Here is a 19,299-nt window from a genome sequence, read left to right as displayed (position 1 = left end):
TGTCTATATAAACAGGCTACCGTACTCCATGCTTAAGCTCACCGCACGCCAGGAACAAATCCTGAATCTGATCAAGGACGCGATTGAAAACACCGGCTTCCCGCCGACCCGCGCCGAAATCGCCAACGAACTGGGCTTTAAATCCGCCAACGCCGCCGAGGAACATCTGCAGGCGCTGGCCCGCAAGGGCGCCATCGAAATCGCCGCCGGTACATCGCGCGGCATCCGCCTGCTGGGTGTACACGCTGAAACGCCATCCTCAAAAGTGCCTGCTGCGCTCATGATGTCGCTGCCGCTGATCGGCCGCGTGGCCGCCGGCTCGCCTATCCTGGCGCAGGAAAACCTGGAAACCAGCTACAGCGTCGATCCCGCCATGTTTGCGGCGCGCCCGGACTACCTGCTGAAAGTGCGCGGCGAGTCGATGCGCGACGCCGGCATCATGGACGGCGATCTGCTGGCCGTGAAAAAAGTGGATAGCGCCAAGAATGGCCAGATCGTCGTGGCCCGCATTGGCAGCGAAGTGACCGTCAAGCGTTACCGCAAGACCGGTTCGACCATCGAACTGCTGCCGGAAAACCCGGACTTCAACGTGATTACGGTCGATCCGGAAGCCGATGAGTTTGCACTGGAAGGTCTGGCAGTAGGCCTGATGCGGACCTGGCACTAAGCCACTCCCCCTGCGCCAGCAAGACCAGATCGGCTTGCTGGCGTGCCTCTTGTGCGATCTGCACAAATACCTGGTTCATCAATTGCTGCGCAGCCGCCAATTCGGCTTCGTTCATGGCGTCGGCCACCTCGGCGGGAATGTTGCGTCCTACCGGCAGCGCGGCCTGGTAGTTGGCGGCAAAGCGGCCATAGCAGATTAGCCAGGCGCTGCGGTCGGCGCGCGTGAGCATGGCGCCCGGCTCGCCGCACTGAAAGCGCGACAGCGCGATGTCGGCGCCGTCGTAGTGATGCATGTAGTAGTCAATGTCAGCGCGGTGATCGCCCGCCCGGGCCGTGGCAGCTGCCACGATCAGGCCGGTTGCGATCAGCGCCCTCATCGTCAGCAGCCTTCCAGTGCCGTGCAGAAGTCGTCCAGCAGATCGTCGGTATCCTCGATGCCGACCGAGACGCGGATCAGCGATTCCGCAATCCCCATCGAGGCGCGGCGCTCGGCGCCCATCTCGTAGAAGATGGTGTGCGCCACCGGGATAATCAGCGTGCGGTTGTCGCCCAGGTTCGATGCCGGAATCGCCAGCTTCAGGCGGTTCAGGAAGTCGAAGCAGTCCAGGCCATCCTTGAGCTCAAAGCTCAGCAGCGAACCGTGCGCGCGGAACAGCTCGGCACTGATGCCGTGCTGCGGGTGCGACTTCAGGCCCGGATAGTAGACTGCGGCGACGCGCTCATCCTTTTCCAGCATTTCCGCCAGCGCCAGCGCGTTGGTGGTGGTGCGCTGCATGCGCAAGGCCAGCGTTTCGGCGCCGACTGCGATATGGTGCGCGGCGTCCGGCGCCAGCGAGGAACCGAAGTCACGCAGTGCCTTGGCGCGGATCTGCGCCAGGCCCCACTGCAGCGGTGCGGCTTTCTTGTAGTTCTCGTAGATGTTCGGGAAGCGGGTCCAGTCGTAGGCGCCGGTATCGGTCAGGCTGCCGCCCAGCGCATTGCCGTGGCCGCCGATCGATTTGGTCAGCGCGTTGACCACCAGGCCCGCATGCACCGACTTCGGCTGGAACAGGTAAGGCGTGGTCATGGTGTTGTCCACCACGTACAGAATCCCGCGCGCCTTGCACAGTTCGCCGATGCGCTTGAGGTCCGCCACTTGCGTGCGCGGGTTGGCGATGGTTTCCACGAACACCACGCGGGTGTTCTCGGTGATGGCCGCTTCCACATTGGCCATCTCGGTCGCGTCTACGAAGGACACGCTGATGCCCTGGCTCATGGCGGTCTGCCACAGGCTGTTGGTGTTACCGAACAAGAAGGACGACGACACCACGTGATCGCCCGTGCGCAGCAGCGCCTGCACCACGGCGCCGATCGCGCCCATGCCAGTGGCGAAACAGATCGTACCGACGCCCTGCTCCATCTTGTTGACCTTCTCTTCCAGCGCCGAGATGGTCGGGTTGCCTTGGCGGCCATAACGGAAGCCCGGCTCTTTGCCCTGGAACACCGACGCCAGCTGGCGCGCATCGGCGTAGCCAAAGGCCACCGAGGTGTGGATAGGCTTGTGCAGCGAACCGTGCTCGATGCCCTTCTGACGGTCGCCGTGCAGAATGGTGGTGGTGAAACCGTAGTTCTTCTTGTCGCCCATGGTTACGCTTCGGTCGCCGCCAGGTTCAGGTTCAGCTGCGAACGGCCAGCATCTTCCGGTGCGGCGGCCTTGCTCGGATGGTGGCGTTCGTATTCCAGTTTATCCAGATACTCGCGCGTCACGTCGCCGGTCACGTACACACCGTCAAAGCACGAGGCCTCGAAATTGGTCAGCGCCGGATTAACGTCCGAGATGGCGCGCTTGAGTGCGTCAAGATCCTGGTACACCAGTGCGTCCGCAGTGATCTCGCGGCAGACTTCTTCCACGGTGCGGCCATGGGCGATCAGTTCGTCGCGGGTTGGCATATCGATGCCGTACACGTTCGGGTAGATCACCGGTGGCGCCGCCGAAGCGAAGATCACTTTCTTGGCGCCGGAGTCGCGCGCCATCTGCACGATCTCGCGGCTGGTGGTGCCGCGCACGATGGAGTCATCCACCAGCAGCACGACCTTGTCCTTGAACTCGTCCGGAATCGCGTTCAGCTTCTGGCGCACGGATTTCTTACGCGCAGCCTGGCCCGGCATGATGAAGGTACGGCCGATGTAGCGGTTCTTGATGAAGCCTTCGCGGTATTCCTTCTTCAGCGCCAGCGCCAGCTGGATCGCGGCAGGACGCGAGGAATCCGGAATCGGCATCACCACATCGATATCCTCGGCCAGACCTTCGCGCTTGATTTTCTCGGCCAGGTATTCGCCCATTTTCAGGCGGGTGTTATAGACCGAAGCGCCGTCGATGACCGAGTCAGGACGGGCCAGGTATACATACTCGAACACGCACGGGTTCAGCGATGGATTGTCGGCGCACTGGCGCGAATGCAGCTGCTTGTCGTTGTCGATGAAGATGGCTTCGCCCGGCGCGATGTCGCGCACGAAACGGAAGCCCATGCCTTCCAGCGCCACCGACTCGGAAGCGATCAGGTATTCCACGCCGTCCGGGCTTTCATTGATGCCCAGGCACAGCGGACGGATACCGAACGGATCGCGGAACGCCAGCAGGCCGACGCCAGCGATCTGCGCCACAGCAGCGTAGCCGCCGCGCACACGGCGGTGCAGCACGGCCACAGCCTTGAAGATGGTGTCGGCATCAATCGAGATGCCAACCGTGGCTTTCTCGATTTCGTGCGCCAGCACGTTCAGCAGCACTTCCGAATCGGAATCGGTGTTGATGTGGCGGCGGTCGTTCTTGAACATCTCGAGCTTGAGCTGTTCCCAGTTGGTCAGGTTGCCGTTGTGGGCCAGCGTGATGCCGAACGGTGCGTTGACGTAGAACGGCTGCGCCTCTTCCTCGCTCGACGAGCCGGCAGTTGGGTAGCGGCAGTGGCCGATACCGGAGTTGCCTTGCAGCGTACGCATATTACGGGTACGGAAAACGTCGCGCACCAGGCCGTTGGCCTTGTGCATGGCGAACATGCTGCTGTGATTGGTCGCGATACCTGCCGCATCCTGGCCGCGGTGCTGCAACAGCAGCAAGGCGTCATACAGCATTTGGTTGACAGGTTGATGGGAAACGACGCCGACAATGCCACACATGATGGTGCTCCTGGACTGGTACTACAGATTTAAAGAATTTTCAAAAATTCATATGCTGCGTCATCGCAGCGGGAAGATACGGCAGGACCATGCGCGCGCCGGTTTCGGCGTATGGACTCAAGACTGCATGCTTCCAAAAATCCTGCTTGGGCAATGAGGTCATCTCACACAAGATGACGGCTGCCAACACAATTACAAGCCCGCGCGCCGCACCGAACACCATACCCAGCGTACGGTCGATCAGGCTCAGGCCGCCTGCGTCGATCAAGGCGTCCAGCGCCAGCGACAACAGGCCCATTAAAATCCGGGCACCGATAAACAGTGCGAGAAAGGCAATGATGAGCCGCAACACATCACCCGGCACCGCCGGTGGCAGCATCTGCGCCAGCGGTGCCGCATAGGCGTTGGCGGCAACAAACGCAATCACCCAGCTCAGCAGCGACAGCACTTCCTTCACCAGGCCGCGCACCACGCCAATGATGACCGACGCCGCCAGCACGAAGATCACCAGGTAATCAAAAATCGTCACGGCGCGGCGCTAGCTCAGACGGTTTCCAGGCGGCCGTTCAGGCCCATGCTGCTCAGCTTGGCTTTCACCTTTTCTGCTTCTTCCTTGCTGCTAAACGGCCCCACGCGCACGCGGGTGATGTCGCCCGACGGCGTTTTTTGCGTGAAGGAGCTGATGCCGGCGCTTTTCAGTTTGGCGCGCAGTTCATCAACCTTGGCCTGGTCGCTCAGTGCAGCAACTTGCAGTACGAATTTTTCAGACGACGGTGCAGCGGCTGGCTTGCCTTCCAGGATGGCCAGTGCGCGCGCATCTTCAGTCTTGACCGGCGCTGCGGCTGGCTTTTCAGCCGCCTTGGCTTTGGCTTCGGCGAGTTTGCGTTCGGCGTCCTTTTCCGCTTTCAGTTTGGCTTCTGCTTTGGCGTCCGCCTCCTGGCGGGCTTTCAGTTCACGCTCGGCTTTGGCATCTGCCAGCAGCTTGGCCTGAGCTTCCGCTTTGGCCTGCGCCTTGGCTTTGGCCTCGGCTTCCTGTTTGGTGGTATCGACGGCAGCCACGGCGGGCGCCGGGGCCGGGGCCAGGGCCGGCGTCGGAGCAGCAGCGGCTGGTTTGGCGGCAGGCTTCACGTCCTCGACAATTTCTTCCTTGCTGTCCAGCGAGGCCGATGCCGCGACCGGCGCCGGTGCGGGCACGGCGTCTACCGTTTTCTCTTTGGATGGAATTTTGATATCGATGTCGGACGACAGCGGCTTGGGCTCGGAGTCGAGCACCATCGGCAGCACCACGGCAACCGTCAATGCCAGTGCAATCGCGCCGACCAGGCGGCGGCGTGCGCGTTTCTTTTCCGGCAACACGGCGTCATCTTCTTCACGCTCGCGCGTGCGGCGCCTGGTGGCGCCACCGCCGTCGGCAGATGAGGCGCGCTTGGCGCGGGCACGCTCCGTTGCTGCGCGATCATCTGGGCTGGTGTAATAGCCGCTGTCTTGACCAGCGCCAGCTGAGTCTTGCTTGTTTTTACCGAGTTTCGAGAACAAGCCCATGCGTGATTTCAGTCCTGTGCGTTCAATGGAGTGAGGATTTTCGCGCCGCCATGACACCGGCGACGGTCAGGAAAGATCCAAAGACCACAATTCTATCATCCTCACCGGCTCGGCTGACGGCATTTGCGTATGCCGCGCCCGGATCATCGAACACATTAATGGTGCGTTCGTCACGCTCAGGCTGCACGGCCAGCACCTTGGCGGCCAGTTCCGAGGCGGTCGCCGAGCGTGGCGATGGCAGCGTCGCCAGGCACCAGTGGTCCACGTGCTCGGACATGGCGGCAATCACGCCATCGATATCCTTGTCGTGCATGGAACCGAACACAGCGTAGGTGTAGCGGTGGAAACCCATATTGCCCAGGTTCTGGTTCAGCGCTGCGGCAGCGTGCGGGTTGTGCGCCACGTCAAGGATGGTGGTCGGGCGACCAGGCAGCACCTGGAAGCGGCCCGGCAGTTCCACCGTCACCAGACCGGTGCGCACTTCCTGCGCGCCGACTGGCAGCTCCAGCTTCAACGCTTCCAGCGCGGCCAGTGCGGCGCAGGCGTTGAGGATCTGGTTGGCGCCACGCAGGCTCGGATAGGCCAGCGAATTGCGGCGCTGGTTGCGGCCGCCGTAGCTCCACTGCTGCTTGTCGCCCGAGTAATTGAAATCACGGCCCATGAGCCACAGGTCGGCGCCGATGGCTTCGGCATGGTCGATCAGCGATTGCGGCGGTACCGGGTCGGAGCAGATCGCGGTTTTACCGGCGCGGAAAATGCCAGCCTTCTCGAAGCCGATCTTTTCGCGGGTATCGCCCAGGTAGTCGGTGTGGTCGATGTCCACGCTGGTCACGATGGAAACGTCAGCATCGACGATGTTGACCGCGTCCAGGCGGCCGCCCAGGCCTACTTCCAGGATCACCACATCCATGCCAGCTTCCGACAGTAGCTTCATGATGGCCAGCGTGGTGAATTCGAAGTACGTCAGCGTGGTATCGCCGCGCGCGGCCTCGACCGCATTGAAGGCCGTCACCAGCGTGTCATCGCTGGCCATGTCGCCATTCACGCGGGCACGCTCGTTGAAGTCGAGGAAGTGCGGCTTGATGTACAGGCCCACCTTGTAACCAGCGCGCATCAGCACCGATTCCAGCATGGAGCAGGTCGACCCCTTGCCATTGGTGCCAGCCACCATGATGACGGGGCAGCTAAAGCTCAGCTGCAAGCGCTCCTTGACGGCGAGAACACGGTCGAGGCCCATGTTGATGACGGTTTCGGCGTGGCGCGATTCAAGCAGCGCAAGCCAGGCGGGCAAAGTAGTTGGGAGGTTCGACATGATGGTGACTCTGAAATGAAAACGGCGCGCAGGCCGGATGATATCCGATTGCGCGCCGTCGCGTGAGAGCGTTAGCCGTTTTTAGGCAAGCACTTCCACAGGTTGATTTTGCAGCAATGCCAGCAGGCGGGCGATTTCTTCGCGCATCTTGCGGCGGTCAACGATCATGTCGACAGCGCCCTTCTGCACCAGGAACTCGGCGCGCTGGAAGCCTTCCGGCAGCTTTTCACGCACGGTGTTCTCGATCACGCGCGGGCCGGCGAAGCCGATCAGCGCTTTCGGCTCAGCGATCACGACGTCGCCCATGAACGCGAACGAGGCGGACACGCCACCCATGGTCGGGTCGGTCAGCACGCTGATGAACGGCAGCTTCTTGTCCGACAGCTTGGTCAGCATGGCGGTGGTCTTGGCCATCTGCATCAGCGACAGCAGACCTTCCTGCATACGGGCGCCGCCGGTGGCGGTAATGCAAATGAACGGTACTTTCTGTTCCAAGGCGACCTGGGCGCCGCGCACGAAGCGCTCACCCACCACGGAGCCCATGGAGCCGCCCATGAATTCGAATTCGAAGCACGCCACCACGGCCGGCAGGCTCATGATGGAGCCGCCCATGACGATCAGCGCATCGGTCTCGCCGGTGGCTTCCATCGCTTGCTTGAGGCGGTCTGGGTATTTTTTGCTGTCTTTGAACTTCAGCGTATCGACTGGCAGGGTATCCATGCCAATTTCATAACGGCCGCCGGCATCGAACAGGCTGTCGAGGCGCTCGCGGGCGCGGATGCGCATGTGGTGGTCGCATTTAGGGCAAACGTGCAGGTTCGACTCCAGGTCGGTGCGGTACAGCACGGCTTCGCACGACGGGCATTTGACCCACAGGCCTTCTGGCATGGTCTTGCGGGCGCCGGCGTCGGAACGCTGGATACGTGGGGGCAGCAGTTTTTCCAACCAACTCATAAATTCTCCTTGCAGCTATCTCGTGGGCCGAAGTGTAGCCGTTTCCCGCCGCCCTGTCGAACATTGCCTTACAATAATTTTGAGCATTCGTCATGACCAACCGGGGCGTTTAGAGGGAAACCACTACGCCGTCCGAGGGAGCTTGCCCTCAGCCTCCAGCGTTTTCCTGAGCTCTTCGCGTTCTTTCAAGGTTAGAATACCAAGGTTGGCTTTATAGCCAGATCCAGCCATGTGCCGCAAGTACATGCCTATCATATCTTGCGCCGGCAAGCCGTACGGCCGGCCCAGCGCTTCAAAATACTCGATGGAGCGGAAATCCAGCCTGAAAGTAATTTCCTCACTCAACTGCTCAAAATATGGATTCGGCATCCATCCGCCCTGCTGCTCCTCTTTACGCATTTTAGTCACCTCACGCGGGTCATCAAAGACCGTTGAAGCTTCTTCAAAGCTTACGCCATGAGTGCGCAAGTTGAATCTAGCTTTACGGGGATCCCATTCGAAGCGCACGACCGCTCCCTTTCAACATAGCGAGTACTTGACTATGTATCAAGGTGAGCAGTCGGGATTTGCGTGACGTCAGGCGTCGAGGGCGGTGCGGATGGTGGTGGTGAAGGCTTGAACGGCAGCGACGGCGTGGTCTTTGCCGGCGGTTTCGATTTCCTGGATGATGCGGCTGCCGATCACGACCGCATCGGCCACTTCGGCCACGGCGCGCGCGGTGGCGCCGTCGCGGATGCCAAAGCCAACGCCGATCGGCAGCTTCACATGCTTGCGGATCGCTTGCAGGCGGTTGGCCACGTCGACGGTGTCGATATTGCCCGCCCCCGTCACGCCTTTCAGCGAGACATAGTAGCTGAAGCCGCCACCAACCTTGGCGACCTGCTCGATGCGCTGCTCGGTCGAGGTCGGCGCCAGCAGGAAGATCAGGTCAAGCTCGGCCGCGCGCATGGCGGCGGCAAACGCTTCGCACTCTTCCGGCGGATAGTCGACCACGATGGCGCCATCCGCACCCACCGCCTTCGACTGCTCGATGAAAGCTTCCGGGCCGATACGCTCGATCGGATTGGCATAGCCCATCAGTACCACCGGCGTAGTCTGGTTGGTCTTGCGGAATTCCGCGACATAGCCAAACACATCCTTGATGCCGACGCCATGGGCCAGCGCCCGCTCGCATGCGCGCTGGATCACCGGGCCTTCCGCCATCGGATCGGAAAACGGCACGCCCAGTTCCAGGATATCGGCGCCGCCGGCGACCAGTGCATGCATCAGCGGCACGGTCAGCTCAGGCGCAGGATCGCCGGCCGTGATAAAGGTGACGAGCGCGGTTTTGTTTTGCGCTTTCAAGGCGCTGAAGGTTGCTGCGATTTTGGACATGTCGGTTTCCTTAGTTGAAGTTCAGACCCATACGCTCTGCGACCGTATGCATGTCCTTGTCACCCCGGCCCGACAGGTTGGCCAACACAATTTTATCCTTCGGCAGCGTGGCCGCCAGCTTGGCCGCGTAGGCCAGCGCGTGCGACGACTCCAGCGCAGGAATGATGCCCTCGATATGGCAGCAATCGTGGAAGGCTTGCAGCGCTTCCTCATCCGTGATCGAGACGTACTCGGCACGGCCACTATCCTTCAGGTAGGCGTGCTCCGGGCCGACACCCGGATAATCCAGGCCCGCCGAGACCGAATGCGTCTCGATGATCTGGCCGTTCTCGTCCTGCAGCAGATAGGTGCGGTTGCCGTGCAAAACACCCGGGTAGCCCTTGGTCAGCGACGCGGCATGCTTGTCGCCATCCAGCCCCTCGCCCGCCGCTTCCACGCCGACCAGGCGCGTGCCGGTCTCGTCGATGTAGGGATAAAAAATACCCATGGCGTTGGAACCGCCACCGATACAGGCGACCACGTAATCCGGCTGGCGGCCCGTCATTTCCGGCATCTGTACCAGGCACTCTTCACCGATCACCGACTGGAAGTCGCGCACCAGCATCGGGTAAGGATGCGGGCCGGCTACCGTGCCGATGATGTAGAAGGTGTTTTCGATATTGGTGACCCAGTCGCGCATCGCTTCGTTCAGCGCGTCCTTCAGCGTCTTGGAGCCCGATTCCACCGGCACCACCGTGGCGCCCAGCAGCTTCATGCGGTAGACGTTCTGCGCCTGGCGCTTGACGTCTTCGCTGCCCATGTACACCACGCACTCGAGGCCAAAGCGCGCACAGATGGTCGCGGTCGCGACGCCGTGCTGGCCAGCGCCGGTCTCGGCGATGATGCGCGGCTTGCCCATGCGCTTGGCCAGCAAGGCCTGGCCGATCACATTGTTGATCTTGTGTGCGCCCGTATGGTTCAGGTCTTCGCGCTTGAAGTAAATCTGCGCGCCACCGGCCAGCTCGGACCAGCGCTTGGCGTGATAAATCGGCGACGGACGGCCGACGAAGTGCTTGAGCTCGTAACGGAACTCGTCGAGGAATTCGGGATCTTTGCTGTAGCGTGCATAAGCTTCGTTGAGCTCAGCCAGCGCGTACGTGAGGGTCTCGGCGACAAAGCTGCCGCCGTAAGGGCCAAAGTGGCCTTTGGCGTCAGGTAATGCGTAATCTTTAGCGTGGAACAGCGCTTTCATGATGGGTTTCGCTTTCTAAAATGGTATCTCCTGCGCGCACCGCCGCGACAAAGTCGGCGATCTTGCGCGCATCCTTGATTCCCTTGGACGCTTCAACACCAGAGCTGATGTCTACCGCGTAGGGACGTACAGCGACCACCGCGTCAGTCGCGTTGTGTACGCTCAAGCCACCACTTAAAACGACCCGAGGCGCGAGATCTTTTGGAACGAGAGACCAATCAAAACCCTTTCCTGCGCCACCGTAGGCGTCCACATAAGTATCCAGCAACAGGCTGGTAAAGAATGGACTGGCGGCGCGGTTTGCCTGCTCGTATTCTAGCAGTTCATCCGGGCGCGTGTCAGTTTTGACGCGGAACACCTTCATGAACTGTCGTCCGGCCGCCGCGCCGATAGCCGCAGCCTGCTCCACGGTTTCATCGCCGTGCAGTTGCAGCAAAGACAAGGGCGCGATGCGCACGGCAGCCGCCACTTCTTCCGGCGAGGCATTCACAAACAGGCCCACCGTGCTGATGAATGGCGGCACAATGCGGATCAGCTCGGCGGCGCGCTCTGGCGTCACATAGCGCGGGCTTTTGGGATAGAACACGAAACCGATCGCATCGGCGCCTGCGGCCACCACGGCCTGGATGTCTTCCTCACGGGTCAGGCCGCAGATTTTGATACGGGTACGTGGCATCGTCTATCCTTTAGAACCAGGGCATCTGGCTCACCGCTTCCTGCGGCAGGCCCCATTTTTCATCATAGTCAATTTTGGCGAGGTACAAGCCGTCCGGCATGAAGGTCGGCGCGGCCACCTGGCGGTTTTTCGCTGCCAGCAACTCGCCCATCCAGTTGACATCTTCACGCCCCTGGCCGATGTAGACCAGCGAGCCCACCAGGTTGCGCACCATGTGGTGCAGGAAGGCGTTGGCTTTCAGCGTAAAGATGATCAGGTCGCCCTGGCGGCGGATCTGGATGTCGTGCATCAGCTTGACCGGCGACTTGGCCTGGCAATACGCCGCGCGGAAGCTGGTGAAGTCATGCATGCCGATCAGCGGCTTGACCGCCTCCTGCATGCGCTCCACATCCAGCGGGTGGTGGTAGAAACCGGCACGGCCATTGAGCAGCGCCGAGCGCACCTGGTGGTTGTGCAGCACGTAGTGATAGGTACGCGCCTGGGCGCTGAAGCGGGCATGGAAGAAGTTCTCGACGGCCGGGTCACCGTCCAGCACCTTGGCCCAGCGTACGCCGATCGATGGCGGCAGGAAGGCATTCACGCCGCGTATCCAGGCATGCGGCAGGCGGTTCAAGTCGGTATCGAAATGCACCACCTGTTCGGCGGCGTGGACCCCAGCGTCCGTACGGCCGGCGCACGTGGTGGCCAGCGGCACTGTCGCAAACTCCAGCAGTGCCTGCTCCAGTTTATCTTGTACGGTGAGGCCGTGTTCCTGCTTCTGGTAGCCGTGCCAGGCCTGGCCGTCGTACTGGAGCCCTATTGCGATCCGTTTCACTACTGCCCAATCTTATAATGTCTGAGTCAGCCATTATATAACGGCGCGCTTTCAGCCCAGCTTGGCCTTCATATCGTTGGCCTTGACGACCTGGTCGGGGTTACCGCCGCGCAGCACTTCATCGAGCAGCTCGCGCGCACCTTCCTTGTCGCCGATTTCCTGATAGGCGATGGCCAGGTCCAGCTTGGTATCCATTTCCATGTGATGGGCGGACAGCGGCTCGTTGTTGGCGGGGGCTTCCGGCGCCGCAGCGGTATCGCCGCCCAGCGCGTCACTGAGGTCCAGATCGATGCTGGACAGGTCGAAGTCCGGCGCCGCCGGGGCAGGCGCTGGCGTGATGTGCTCCACCTCGCCCGGCAGATCCAGCGCGGTGTCGAAGTCCATCGCTGGCGTGTCCACTTTCGGTGGCTCAGTGAAGGCTGGCACTTCCGGGATGTCAAAGCCGGCCAGGTCCAGATCCAGCGGATCGGACACTTCCGCAGGCTTGGCGGCTTCCGCTGCCGGGCTCGCAGGCAGATCCAGGCCGAAGTCCAGGTCCATGTCATTCACCGGCGCCGGCACAGGTGGGGCTGGCATTTCAATCGCAGGCGCGGGCGCTTCGACCGGCTCGAAGTTCAAACCGCCCAAGTCGAAGTCCATCAGATTGTCCGACTCCGCCGCCACCGAAGCTGGCGATACAGAGGCATCGGCCGCCTGCGGCAGCGCGGTGTCCAGATCGGCGCCAAAGTCCAGCGGCTCCGCAGCCGGGGCTGGAGCTGGAGCAGCATCCTGGCTCAGGTCCAGATCCAGTGCCGACGGTGCAGCGGCTTCCGCTGGCGTGTAGGTATTGAAATCAGTGCCGAAGTCCGACGCCGCAGCGGCCGCAGCAGCGCCCGCCACGGCTGCCGTGGTGACCGGGGCCGTATCAAACGCCGTATTGCCGCCGTCCTTGCCCTCGGTGTACAGCGGGTTGGCAGGATCCAGCGCCTGCCCCATGGCGGCGACCTGCGCCCACTCATCGCCCTGTCCACGGGTCAGCGAGTACAGTTCGGAGGCCTGGGTTTCAAACGCGCGCGCGTCTTTGCGGGCGACGTAGATTTCCAGCAGTTTCAGGCGCACAGCATGGCGCTCCGGATGGGTGCGCAGTGCTTCTTTGAGAATCTCTTCCGCCTGCGCATCGCGGCCGTAGGCGATGTAGACGTCGGCTTCCGCCACGGGATCCACCTCATTGGTGTCCAGCTGGCTGGCCGATGGCGCGAAATTGGAATTGAAGACGCTGTTGTTGGTGTCCACGCTCTGGCCACCGGCATCGGCGATCAGCGGCTGTGGTGGCGGCAACGCGGTATCGCCGAGAATCGACGCCTCATCAGGCGGCACAACGAATTTCTTGCGACGACGCGACGCCATGATGCCCACCGCGCCCAGCAGCACGGCCGCAGCAGCCGCGCCCACGTAGGTGATGTTGTCCATCAGGATTTCAAAGAAGCTTGGCTCGACCAGCTTCTTCGGCGGCAGTACCAGCGTGCGCTTGGGCTTGTGTTCGGCAGGCGGCGCTTCCACCGCCATCGAAGCCGACGCTGATGCCGAAGCCGATGCCGAAGCTGGCGGCGGCTTGACCTCGGTAGCGGCTTTGTTCTTGACGGTCATCAGCTTCTCGAGGTCGCTGACGTTCTTTTCCAGCTCCTTGACGCGAGCGGCCGCTTCGTCCACCTGCTTCTGCTTGGCGATCTTGTCCTCTTCCGCTGCCTGGCCGGTCTTGCCTTGCTGAGGCGTGGCCGTGGTGGCCTTGGACAGCGTCAGCTTGTCCTTGGCGGTGTTGGCGGCATTCGGTTTCTCTTCTACCTTGGCGGTGATCTTGCCCGAGACGTTCTGCGACGCATCCGCTTCCTTGGCCGGCGTGCTGGCAGCGACCTGGCCAGCCAGCTTGGCGCGGTAGGCGTTGAAATCAGCGGCATGCGCGACGACCACGCCGCGCGCTTCGTCGCCGCCCACAGCGCGGATGGCCTCCGCGTCCGGCACGGCAAGGATCTGGCCCGATTTCAGGCGGTTCATATTGTTGCCGCTAAAGGCTTCCGGATTGGCGCGGTACAGCGCCACCAGCATCATGTCCAGCGACACATCGACCGGCTTGACCTGGTTGGCGATGCGGGTCAGGTTATCGCCCTGCTTGACGGTGTACTCACTGGCCGCCTGCTTGACCGGCGCCGCTGGCTTGCGCGATGGCGCAGCAGCCGGCGCTTGCGCCTGTGGCGCTGCCGGGTTTGCAGCCGATGCGCCAGCAGCGGGCGCTGCGGCGCGGTTGGCGACATCGACCGGCGCCGTCACTTGTGGCGCTTGCGTGGCGCGCAGATCTGGCGGATCCAGCAGGAAGGTGTATTCGCGGACCATGCGGCCGCCGTTCCAGTTCAGTTCCAGCAGCATGTCAACGAACGGCTCGTTGATCGGCTGGCTGGAGCTGACTTTGATGACCTGTTTGCCGTTGCGCGGCTCGACTTCAAAACGCAGCGACATCAGCGCCGGGTTGAAATCGATATTGGCCGAGCGGAAGGCATCGGCCGGCGCCAGCTTGGCAACCAGCGCGCTGGCTTCCTCCGGGGTCACTGCAGTCAGTTCGATTTCCGCCCGCAGTGGCTGGCCCAGCGACGACAGGACAGTCAGCTTGCCCAGTCCCGCCGCATTTGCTGACGCGGCCAACAACACGGCGCTGGCAACCGCGCTGGTGAGTGTCTTCAGCGCGAACGAAACAATGGGGCGATTTTGTACAGGCATAGTGGGTGTTTTTATGATTGTCAGAGAGAAAATGTTACTTTCCCGGATATACCAACATAACATCATGCTTAGGAGCATGCAAGCTTTGCACCACTGTAAACCAACAAAAGGGGTTTCCCCTATGAGAACACATAGGAAAAACCCCTTCTCTTACCACGATGGAGCAGCCTGAACGGCCGTACCACGTTTTGCGGGTTTACTGGTCCAGTACGATACGCAGCATGCGGCGCAGCGGTTCGGCCGCGCCCCACAGCAGCTGGTCGCCGACAGTAAAGGCGGACAGGTAATCCGGCCCCATGCTCATCTTGCGCAGACGGCCCACCGGGATCGTCAGGCTGCCGGTCACGGCCGCTGGCGACAGATCCTTGACCGACGCTTCACGCGTATTCGGCACCACTTTCGACCATTGATTGGCCGACGCAATGATGTCGGTGATTTCATCCAGCGGCACGTCCTTGGTCAGCTTGATGGTCAGCGCCTGCGAGTGGCAGCGCATGGCGCCGATACGCACGCACAGGCCATCGACCGGAATCGATTTCGAGCCGAAGTCGGCGCCCAGACCCAGGATCTTGTTGGTCTCGGCGCCAGCTTTCCACTCTTCCTTCGACTGGCCATTGCCCAGATCCTTGTCGATCCACGGGATCAGGTTGCCCGCCAGCGGCGCGCCGAACTGCTTGATCTCTTCCGCCGACAGGCCATGCTGGGTCGCCAGCACCTGGCGGTCGATTTCCAGGATGGCCGAAGCAGGATCATCCAGCAGCGGCTTGACGGCGCCGTTGATGGTGCCGAACTGGGTCAGCAGTTCACGCATATGCTGCGCGCCGCCGCCCGAGGCTGCCTGGTAGGTCATCGAGGTCATCCACTCGACCAGGCCTTGCTGGAACAGGCCGCCCAGGCCGATCAGCATGCACGACACGGTGCAGTTACCACCGATGAAATTCTTCACGCCCTTGCCCAGCGCGTCCTTGATGACGTGCATATTGACCGGGTCCAGCACGATGACCGCGTCTTTCTCCATGCGCAGCGTCGACGCCGCATCGATCCAGTAGCCGTTCCAGCCGGCCGCGCGCAGCTTCGGGAACACTTCGGTGGTGTAGTCGCCGCCCTGGCACGAAATGATGATTTCGCACTTCTTGAGTTCGTCGATATCGGTGGCGCTTTTCAGCTTGGTTTCATTCTTGGCCATGGCTGGCGCATTGCCGCCCGGATTAGAAGTGGTGAAGAACACTGGCTCGATGTGAGCGAAATCGCCCTCTTCCTGCATGCGTTGCATCAGGACCGAACCCACCATACCGCGCCAACCTACCAGACCTACGAGTTTCATTTTTCTTCCTTTGTGTGTAATGCGTTACAGTGCCGCGACGACCGCGTTGCCCATCTCTTCGGTACCGACCTTGGTGGTGCCCGCTTCATAGATGTCGGCGGTGCGCAGGCCTTGGGCCAGAACTGTCTTGACGGCGCTTTCGATGCGGTCTGCCTGCTCAACCTTGTTCAGCGAGAAGCGCAGCATCATGGCGGCCGACAGAATGGTGGCCAGCGGGTTGGCGATGCCTTTGCCGGCGATGTCCGGTGCCGAGCCGTGCGATGGTTCGTACAGGCCCTTGTTGTTGGCATCCAGCGATGCCGATGGCAGCATGCCGATCGAACCGGTCAGCATGGCCGCCGCGTCCGACAGGATGTCGCCAAACATATTGCCGGTGACGATGACGTCAAACTTCTTCGGCGCGCGCACCAGCTGCATCGCGGCGTTGTCGACGTACATATGGTCCAGCGCCACGTCCGGGTATTCCTTGTGGACGTCGGTGACGATGTCTTTCCAGAACTGGAAAGTCTCCAGCACATTGGCCTTGTCGACCGAGGTCAGGCGCTTGCCGCGCTTTTGCGCTGCCTGGAACGCCACGTGGGCGATGCGGCGGATTTCGCCTTCCGCATAGCGCATGGTGTCGAAGCCTTCGCGCTGGCCCTTGAACGGACCGTCCGGGCACTCGCGCACGCCGCGCGGCTGGCCGAAGTAAATGTCGCCAGTCAGTTCGCGCACGATCAGGATGTCCAGGCCAGACACCACTTCCGGCTTCAGCGTCGAGGCGCCCGCCAGTTCCGGGTACAGGATGGCCGGACGCAGATTGCCAAATAGGCCCAGGTTCTTGCGCAGGCCCAGGATCGCCTGCTCAGGACGCAGCGGACGGTCCAGCGTGTCGTACTTCCAGTCGCCGACGGCGCCAAACAGCACGGCGTCCGCGTCCTTGGCCAGCTTGAGCGTGGCGTCCGGCAGCGGATGGCCGCTGGCTTCGTAGCCGGCGCCGCCGACCGGGGCGGTTTCCATCTCAAACTTTTCGCCCAGCGCGTTCAGTACCTTGACCGCTTGGGTGACGATTTCCGGACCGATGCCATCGCCCGGGAGGATTGCAATTTTCATGAGTTGTTTTCTTTAGATGACGTTAGCCAACCAGGGTTGGTTTGCCAGATGGCGCTCTTCGAAACCACGGATGGTGTCGGCGTGGCGCAGCGTCAGGCCGATATCGTCAAGCCCGTTCATCAGGCAGTATTTGCGGAAGGCGTCGATCTCGAATGGGTAGGAGAGACTGCCGTTGCTGGTGGAAATGCGCTGCTGCTCAAGATCCACCACCAGTTTGTATCCGGGGAAGGCCTTGACTTCATTGAACAGATGATCGATCTGCGCTTCAGTTAATACGATGGGCAGCAAGCCGCTCTTGAAACAGTTGTTGAAGAAGATGTCGGCAAACGATGGCGCAACGATGGCGCGGAAGCCGTACTGGTCCAGTGCCCAGGGCGCATGCTCGCGCGAGGAGCCGCAGCCGAAGTTCTTGCGGGTCAGCAGGATCGAGGCGCCCTGATAGCGCGGCTCGTTCAGCACGAAGTCTGGATTCAGTGGACGATTGCTATTGTCCATGCCCGGTTCGCCGTGGTCGAGATAGCGCCACTCGTCAAACAGGTTGGGGCCAAAGCCGGTGCGGTGGATGGACTTCAGGAACTGCTTCGGGATGATGGCGTCGGTGTCGACATTCGCGCGATCCAGCGGCGCAACCAAACCTTCGTAAATGGTAAATTTTTCCATGATCGTATTTTGTGGACGGGCGCCTGGCCCGCCGGTTCTTTAATGGCCTGAGGCGCCCTGCACTGCCTGCCCCGCTTTTTGGATGTCCTTGCCCATGCCGGAAATGGTGTTGCAGCCGGTCAGGACGAAGGTAGCGATAATGGTCAGTGCGAAGATCTTTTTCATGATGTTTTCCTAGTTTCAGTGCGGCGCCTCAGCCGCTTTTAAAATTCAGTGCAGTGCGCGGACGTCGACGAAGTGGCCGGCGATACCGGCTGCTGCTGCCATGGCCGGCGACACCAGATGGGTGCGGCCGCCCTGGCCTTGACGGCCTTCGAAGTTACGGTTGGAGGTCGACGCGCAGCGCTCGCCCGGCTCCAGACGGTCGGCGTTCATGGCCAGGCACATCGAGCAGCCCGGCTCGCGCCATTCGAAGCCGGCGGCCTTGAAGATCTGGTCCAGACCTTCGCGTTCCGCCTGCTCTTTCACCAGGCCCGAGCCCGGGACCACCAGCGCCAGCTTGACGTTGGAGGCGCGCTGCTTGCCACGCACCACGGCGGCGGCGGCACGCAAGTCCTCGATGCGCGAGTTGGTGCAGGAACCGATGAACACCTTGTCGATGCGAATGTCTTCGATGGCGGTGTTGGGCTTCAGGTCCATATACACCAGTGCCTTCTCGATGGCGCTGCGCTTGACGCTGTCCTTTTCGTGGTCCGGGTCCGGCACGCGGCCGTCGACCGGCAGCACCATTTCAGGCGACGTGCCCCAGGTGACCTGCGGCTTGATGTCGGCAGCGTTGAGCGTGACGACGAGGTCGAACTTGGCGCCCGCGTCGGTGTGCAGCGTGCGCCAGTAGTTGACGGCCAGATCCCAGTGCGGACCAGCCGGCGAAAACGGACGGCCTTTGACGTAGTTGATGGTGGTGTCGTCGACGCCGATGATGCCGGCGCGGGCGCCCGCTTCAATCGCCATATTGCAGACCGTCATACGGCCTTCCATCGACAGCGCACGGATGGCCGAACCGCCGAATTCCATACAGTAGCCGGTGCCGCCCGCCGTGCCGATCTTGCCGATAATGGCCAGCACGATGTCTTTCGCGGTGACGCCGTCCGGCAGCACGCCGTCGACCTGTACCAGCATGGCCTTGGATTTCTTTTGCAGCAGGGTCTGGGTGGCCAGCACATGCTCCACTTCCGAGGTGCCGATGCCGTGCGCCAGCGCGCCGAACGCGCCATGGGTCGAAGTGTGCGAGTCGCCGCAGACCACGGTCATGCCCGGCAAGGTCGCGCCCTGCTCAGGGCCGATCACATGGACGATGCCCTGGCGCTTGTCGTTCATGTTGAAATAGGTCAGGCCGTAGGACTTGGCGTTCTTGTCCAGCGTTTCGACCTGCAGGCGCGAAACCGGATCGGCAATGCCTTCGGCGCGCGAGGTGGTTGGCACATTATGGTCGGCCACCGCCAGGTTGGCGGACAGCCGCCATGGCTGGCGATTGGCGGCGCGCAGGCCGTCAAATGCCTGCGGGCTGGTCACTTCATGCACCAGGTGGCGATCAATGTAGAGGATGGTCGTGCCGTCTTCTTCGGTACGGACCACGTGGGATTCCCAGAGTTTGTCGTAAAGCGTCTTCATGATGTTTTTTACGTACTGCTACTATTATCCAACTTGATTATGCCATATTGTGCAATGCAATAGCAGCCACCGCGGTCCAGCCTCATGAGCCCGACGCCTTCTGCATACCGATTCACTTGGTATGACCCCTTGTTCTTTACTG

Annotated in this window: 19 protein-coding genes; 1 reads left to right on the top strand and 18 read right to left on the bottom strand. The window is 61.7% G+C overall.

The features are described from left to right. Positions 1-28 precede the first annotated feature (28 nt). Positions 29-667 carry a transcriptional repressor LexA gene (lexA, locus tag GTP58_RS01125; protein ID WP_072781051.1) on the top strand — a complete coding sequence of 213 codons (639 nt, stop codon included), beginning with the start codon at positions 29-31 and terminating at the stop codon, positions 665-667. Here lexA and GTP58_RS01120 read toward each other — a convergent pair. From GTP58_RS01120 to leuC, 18 genes are all read right to left on the bottom strand, one after another. Then, on the bottom strand, positions 594-1,043 hold the full coding sequence (locus GTP58_RS01120; RefSeq protein ID WP_161075946.1) for a hypothetical protein: 450 nt from the start codon (positions 1,041-1,043) through the stop codon (positions 594-596). The genes lexA and GTP58_RS01120 overlap by 74 nt on opposite strands. A 2-nt stretch (positions 1,044-1,045) precedes the next feature. Then, on the bottom strand, positions 1,046-2,290 hold the full coding sequence (locus GTP58_RS01115) for a cystathionine gamma-synthase family protein (RefSeq protein ID WP_161075945.1): 1,245 nt from the start codon (positions 2,288-2,290) through the stop codon (positions 1,046-1,048). Positions 2,291-2,292: 2 nt separating this feature from the next. Further along, complete coding sequence (gene purF / locus GTP58_RS01110; protein ID WP_161075944.1) at positions 2,293-3,819, bottom strand: amidophosphoribosyltransferase; 1,527 nt, start codon at positions 3,817-3,819, stop codon at positions 2,293-2,295. 40 nt (positions 3,820-3,859) lie between these two features. After that, positions 3,860-4,348 carry a CvpA family protein gene (locus GTP58_RS01105; protein ID WP_072781059.1) on the bottom strand — a complete coding sequence of 163 codons (489 nt, stop codon included), beginning with the start codon at positions 4,346-4,348 and terminating at the stop codon, positions 3,860-3,862. Between the two features lie 14 nt (positions 4,349-4,362). Continuing rightward, positions 4,363-5,361 (bottom strand): SPOR domain-containing protein, encoded by a 999-nt coding sequence (locus tag GTP58_RS01100; RefSeq protein WP_161075943.1) that lies wholly within the window; start codon positions 5,359-5,361, stop codon positions 4,363-4,365. Between the two features lie 22 nt (positions 5,362-5,383). Beyond that, a complete protein-coding gene (folC, locus tag GTP58_RS01095; RefSeq protein WP_161075942.1) occupies positions 5,384-6,673 on the bottom strand; it encodes a bifunctional tetrahydrofolate synthase/dihydrofolate synthase in 1,290 nt (429 codons plus the stop codon). An 81-nt stretch (positions 6,674-6,754) separates the two neighbouring features. Next, a complete protein-coding gene (gene accD / locus GTP58_RS01090) occupies positions 6,755-7,627 on the bottom strand; it encodes an acetyl-CoA carboxylase, carboxyltransferase subunit beta (protein WP_072781064.1) in 873 nt (290 codons plus the stop codon). A gap of 123 nt (positions 7,628-7,750) precedes the next feature. Beyond that, the gene (locus tag GTP58_RS01085) at positions 7,751-8,134 is read right to left on the bottom strand and encodes a BrnT family toxin (protein WP_161075941.1); all 384 of its coding nucleotides are present in this window, start codon (positions 8,132-8,134) and stop codon (positions 7,751-7,753) included. 69 nt (positions 8,135-8,203) lie between these two features. Continuing rightward, positions 8,204-9,001, bottom strand: a complete 798-nt coding sequence (gene trpA, locus GTP58_RS01080) for a tryptophan synthase subunit alpha (RefSeq protein ID WP_161075940.1) — start codon at positions 8,999-9,001, stop codon at positions 8,204-8,206. Between the two features lie 10 nt (positions 9,002-9,011). Beyond that, positions 9,012-10,232 (bottom strand): tryptophan synthase subunit beta, encoded by a 1,221-nt coding sequence (trpB, locus tag GTP58_RS01075; protein WP_072781070.1) that lies wholly within the window; start codon positions 10,230-10,232, stop codon positions 9,012-9,014. Then, entirely contained in the window at positions 10,210-10,908 is a 699-nt protein-coding gene (locus GTP58_RS01070) for a phosphoribosylanthranilate isomerase (protein ID WP_161075939.1), read from the bottom strand. The genes trpB and GTP58_RS01070 overlap by 23 nt, the downstream gene beginning before the upstream one ends. 10 nt (positions 10,909-10,918) lie before the next feature. Further along, positions 10,919-11,722: a tRNA pseudouridine(38-40) synthase TruA gene (gene truA, locus GTP58_RS01065; RefSeq protein WP_161075938.1), complete on the bottom strand. Its 804-nt coding sequence runs from the start codon at positions 11,720-11,722 to the stop codon at positions 10,919-10,921. A 51-nt stretch (positions 11,723-11,773) separates the two neighbouring features. Beyond that, positions 11,774-14,470: a FimV/HubP family polar landmark protein gene (locus GTP58_RS01060; RefSeq protein WP_161075937.1), complete on the bottom strand. Its 2,697-nt coding sequence runs from the start codon at positions 14,468-14,470 to the stop codon at positions 11,774-11,776. A gap of 196 nt (positions 14,471-14,666) precedes the next feature. Further along, positions 14,667-15,794, bottom strand: coding sequence for an aspartate-semialdehyde dehydrogenase (gene asd / locus GTP58_RS01055; RefSeq protein ID WP_072781076.1), 1,128 nt, complete (start codon positions 15,792-15,794; stop codon positions 14,667-14,669). 24 nt (positions 15,795-15,818) lie between these two features. Next, entirely contained in the window at positions 15,819-16,886 is a 1,068-nt protein-coding gene (gene leuB, locus GTP58_RS01050) for a 3-isopropylmalate dehydrogenase (RefSeq protein ID WP_161075936.1), read from the bottom strand. A gap of 12 nt (positions 16,887-16,898) precedes the next feature. Continuing rightward, complete coding sequence (gene leuD, locus GTP58_RS01045; RefSeq protein WP_072781079.1) at positions 16,899-17,546, bottom strand: 3-isopropylmalate dehydratase small subunit; 648 nt, start codon at positions 17,544-17,546, stop codon at positions 16,899-16,901. Positions 17,547-17,585: 39 nt separating this feature from the next. After that, entirely contained in the window at positions 17,586-17,711 is a 126-nt protein-coding gene (locus GTP58_RS01040) for an entericidin A/B family lipoprotein (protein WP_161012757.1), read from the bottom strand. Between the two features lie 45 nt (positions 17,712-17,756). Beyond that, a complete protein-coding gene (gene leuC / locus GTP58_RS01035; protein ID WP_161077222.1) occupies positions 17,757-19,160 on the bottom strand; it encodes a 3-isopropylmalate dehydratase large subunit in 1,404 nt (467 codons plus the stop codon). Between the last annotated feature and the right edge of the window lie 139 nt (positions 19,161-19,299).

Source organism: Duganella sp. CY15W (genome assembly GCF_009857555.1).
Taxonomy (GTDB): domain Bacteria; phylum Pseudomonadota; class Gammaproteobacteria; order Burkholderiales; family Burkholderiaceae_D; genus Rugamonas; species Rugamonas sacchari.
This window is presented reverse-complemented; position numbering and strand designations above follow the sequence as displayed.

Coding starts and splice junctions, on each gene's coding strand:
- lexA (WP_072781051.1), top strand. CDS start 29: ATGCTTAAGCTCACCGCACGCCAGGAACAAATCCTGAATCTGATCAAG.
- GTP58_RS01120 (WP_161075946.1), bottom strand. CDS start 1,043: ATGAGGGCGCTGATCGCAACCGGCCTGATCGTGGCAGCTGCCACGGCC.
- GTP58_RS01115 (WP_161075945.1), bottom strand. CDS start 2,290: ATGGGCGACAAGAAGAACTACGGTTTCACCACCACCATTCTGCACGGC.
- purF (WP_161075944.1), bottom strand. CDS start 3,819: ATGTGTGGCATTGTCGGCGTCGTTTCCCATCAACCTGTCAACCAAATG.
- GTP58_RS01100 (WP_161075943.1), bottom strand. CDS start 5,361: ATGGGCTTGTTCTCGAAACTCGGTAAAAACAAGCAAGACTCAGCTGGC.
- folC (WP_161075942.1), bottom strand. CDS start 6,673: ATGTCGAACCTCCCAACTACTTTGCCCGCCTGGCTTGCGCTGCTTGAA.
- accD (WP_072781064.1), bottom strand. CDS start 7,627: ATGAGTTGGTTGGAAAAACTGCTGCCCCCACGTATCCAGCGTTCCGAC.
- trpA (WP_161075940.1), bottom strand. CDS start 9,001: ATGTCCAAAATCGCAGCAACCTTCAGCGCCTTGAAAGCGCAAAACAAA.
- trpB (WP_072781070.1), bottom strand. CDS start 10,232: ATGAAAGCGCTGTTCCACGCTAAAGATTACGCATTACCTGACGCCAAA.
- GTP58_RS01070 (WP_161075939.1), bottom strand. CDS start 10,908: ATGCCACGTACCCGTATCAAAATCTGCGGCCTGACCCGTGAGGAAGAC.
- GTP58_RS01060 (WP_161075937.1), bottom strand. CDS start 14,470: ATGCCTGTACAAAATCGCCCCATTGTTTCGTTCGCGCTGAAGACACTC.
- asd (WP_072781076.1), bottom strand. CDS start 15,794: ATGAAACTCGTAGGTCTGGTAGGTTGGCGCGGTATGGTGGGTTCGGTC.
- leuB (WP_161075936.1), bottom strand. CDS start 16,886: ATGAAAATTGCAATCCTCCCGGGCGATGGCATCGGTCCGGAAATCGTC.
- leuD (WP_072781079.1), bottom strand. CDS start 17,546: ATGGAAAAATTTACCATTTACGAAGGTTTGGTTGCGCCGCTGGATCGC.
- GTP58_RS01040 (WP_161012757.1), bottom strand. CDS start 17,711: ATGAAAAAGATCTTCGCACTGACCATTATCGCTACCTTCGTCCTGACC.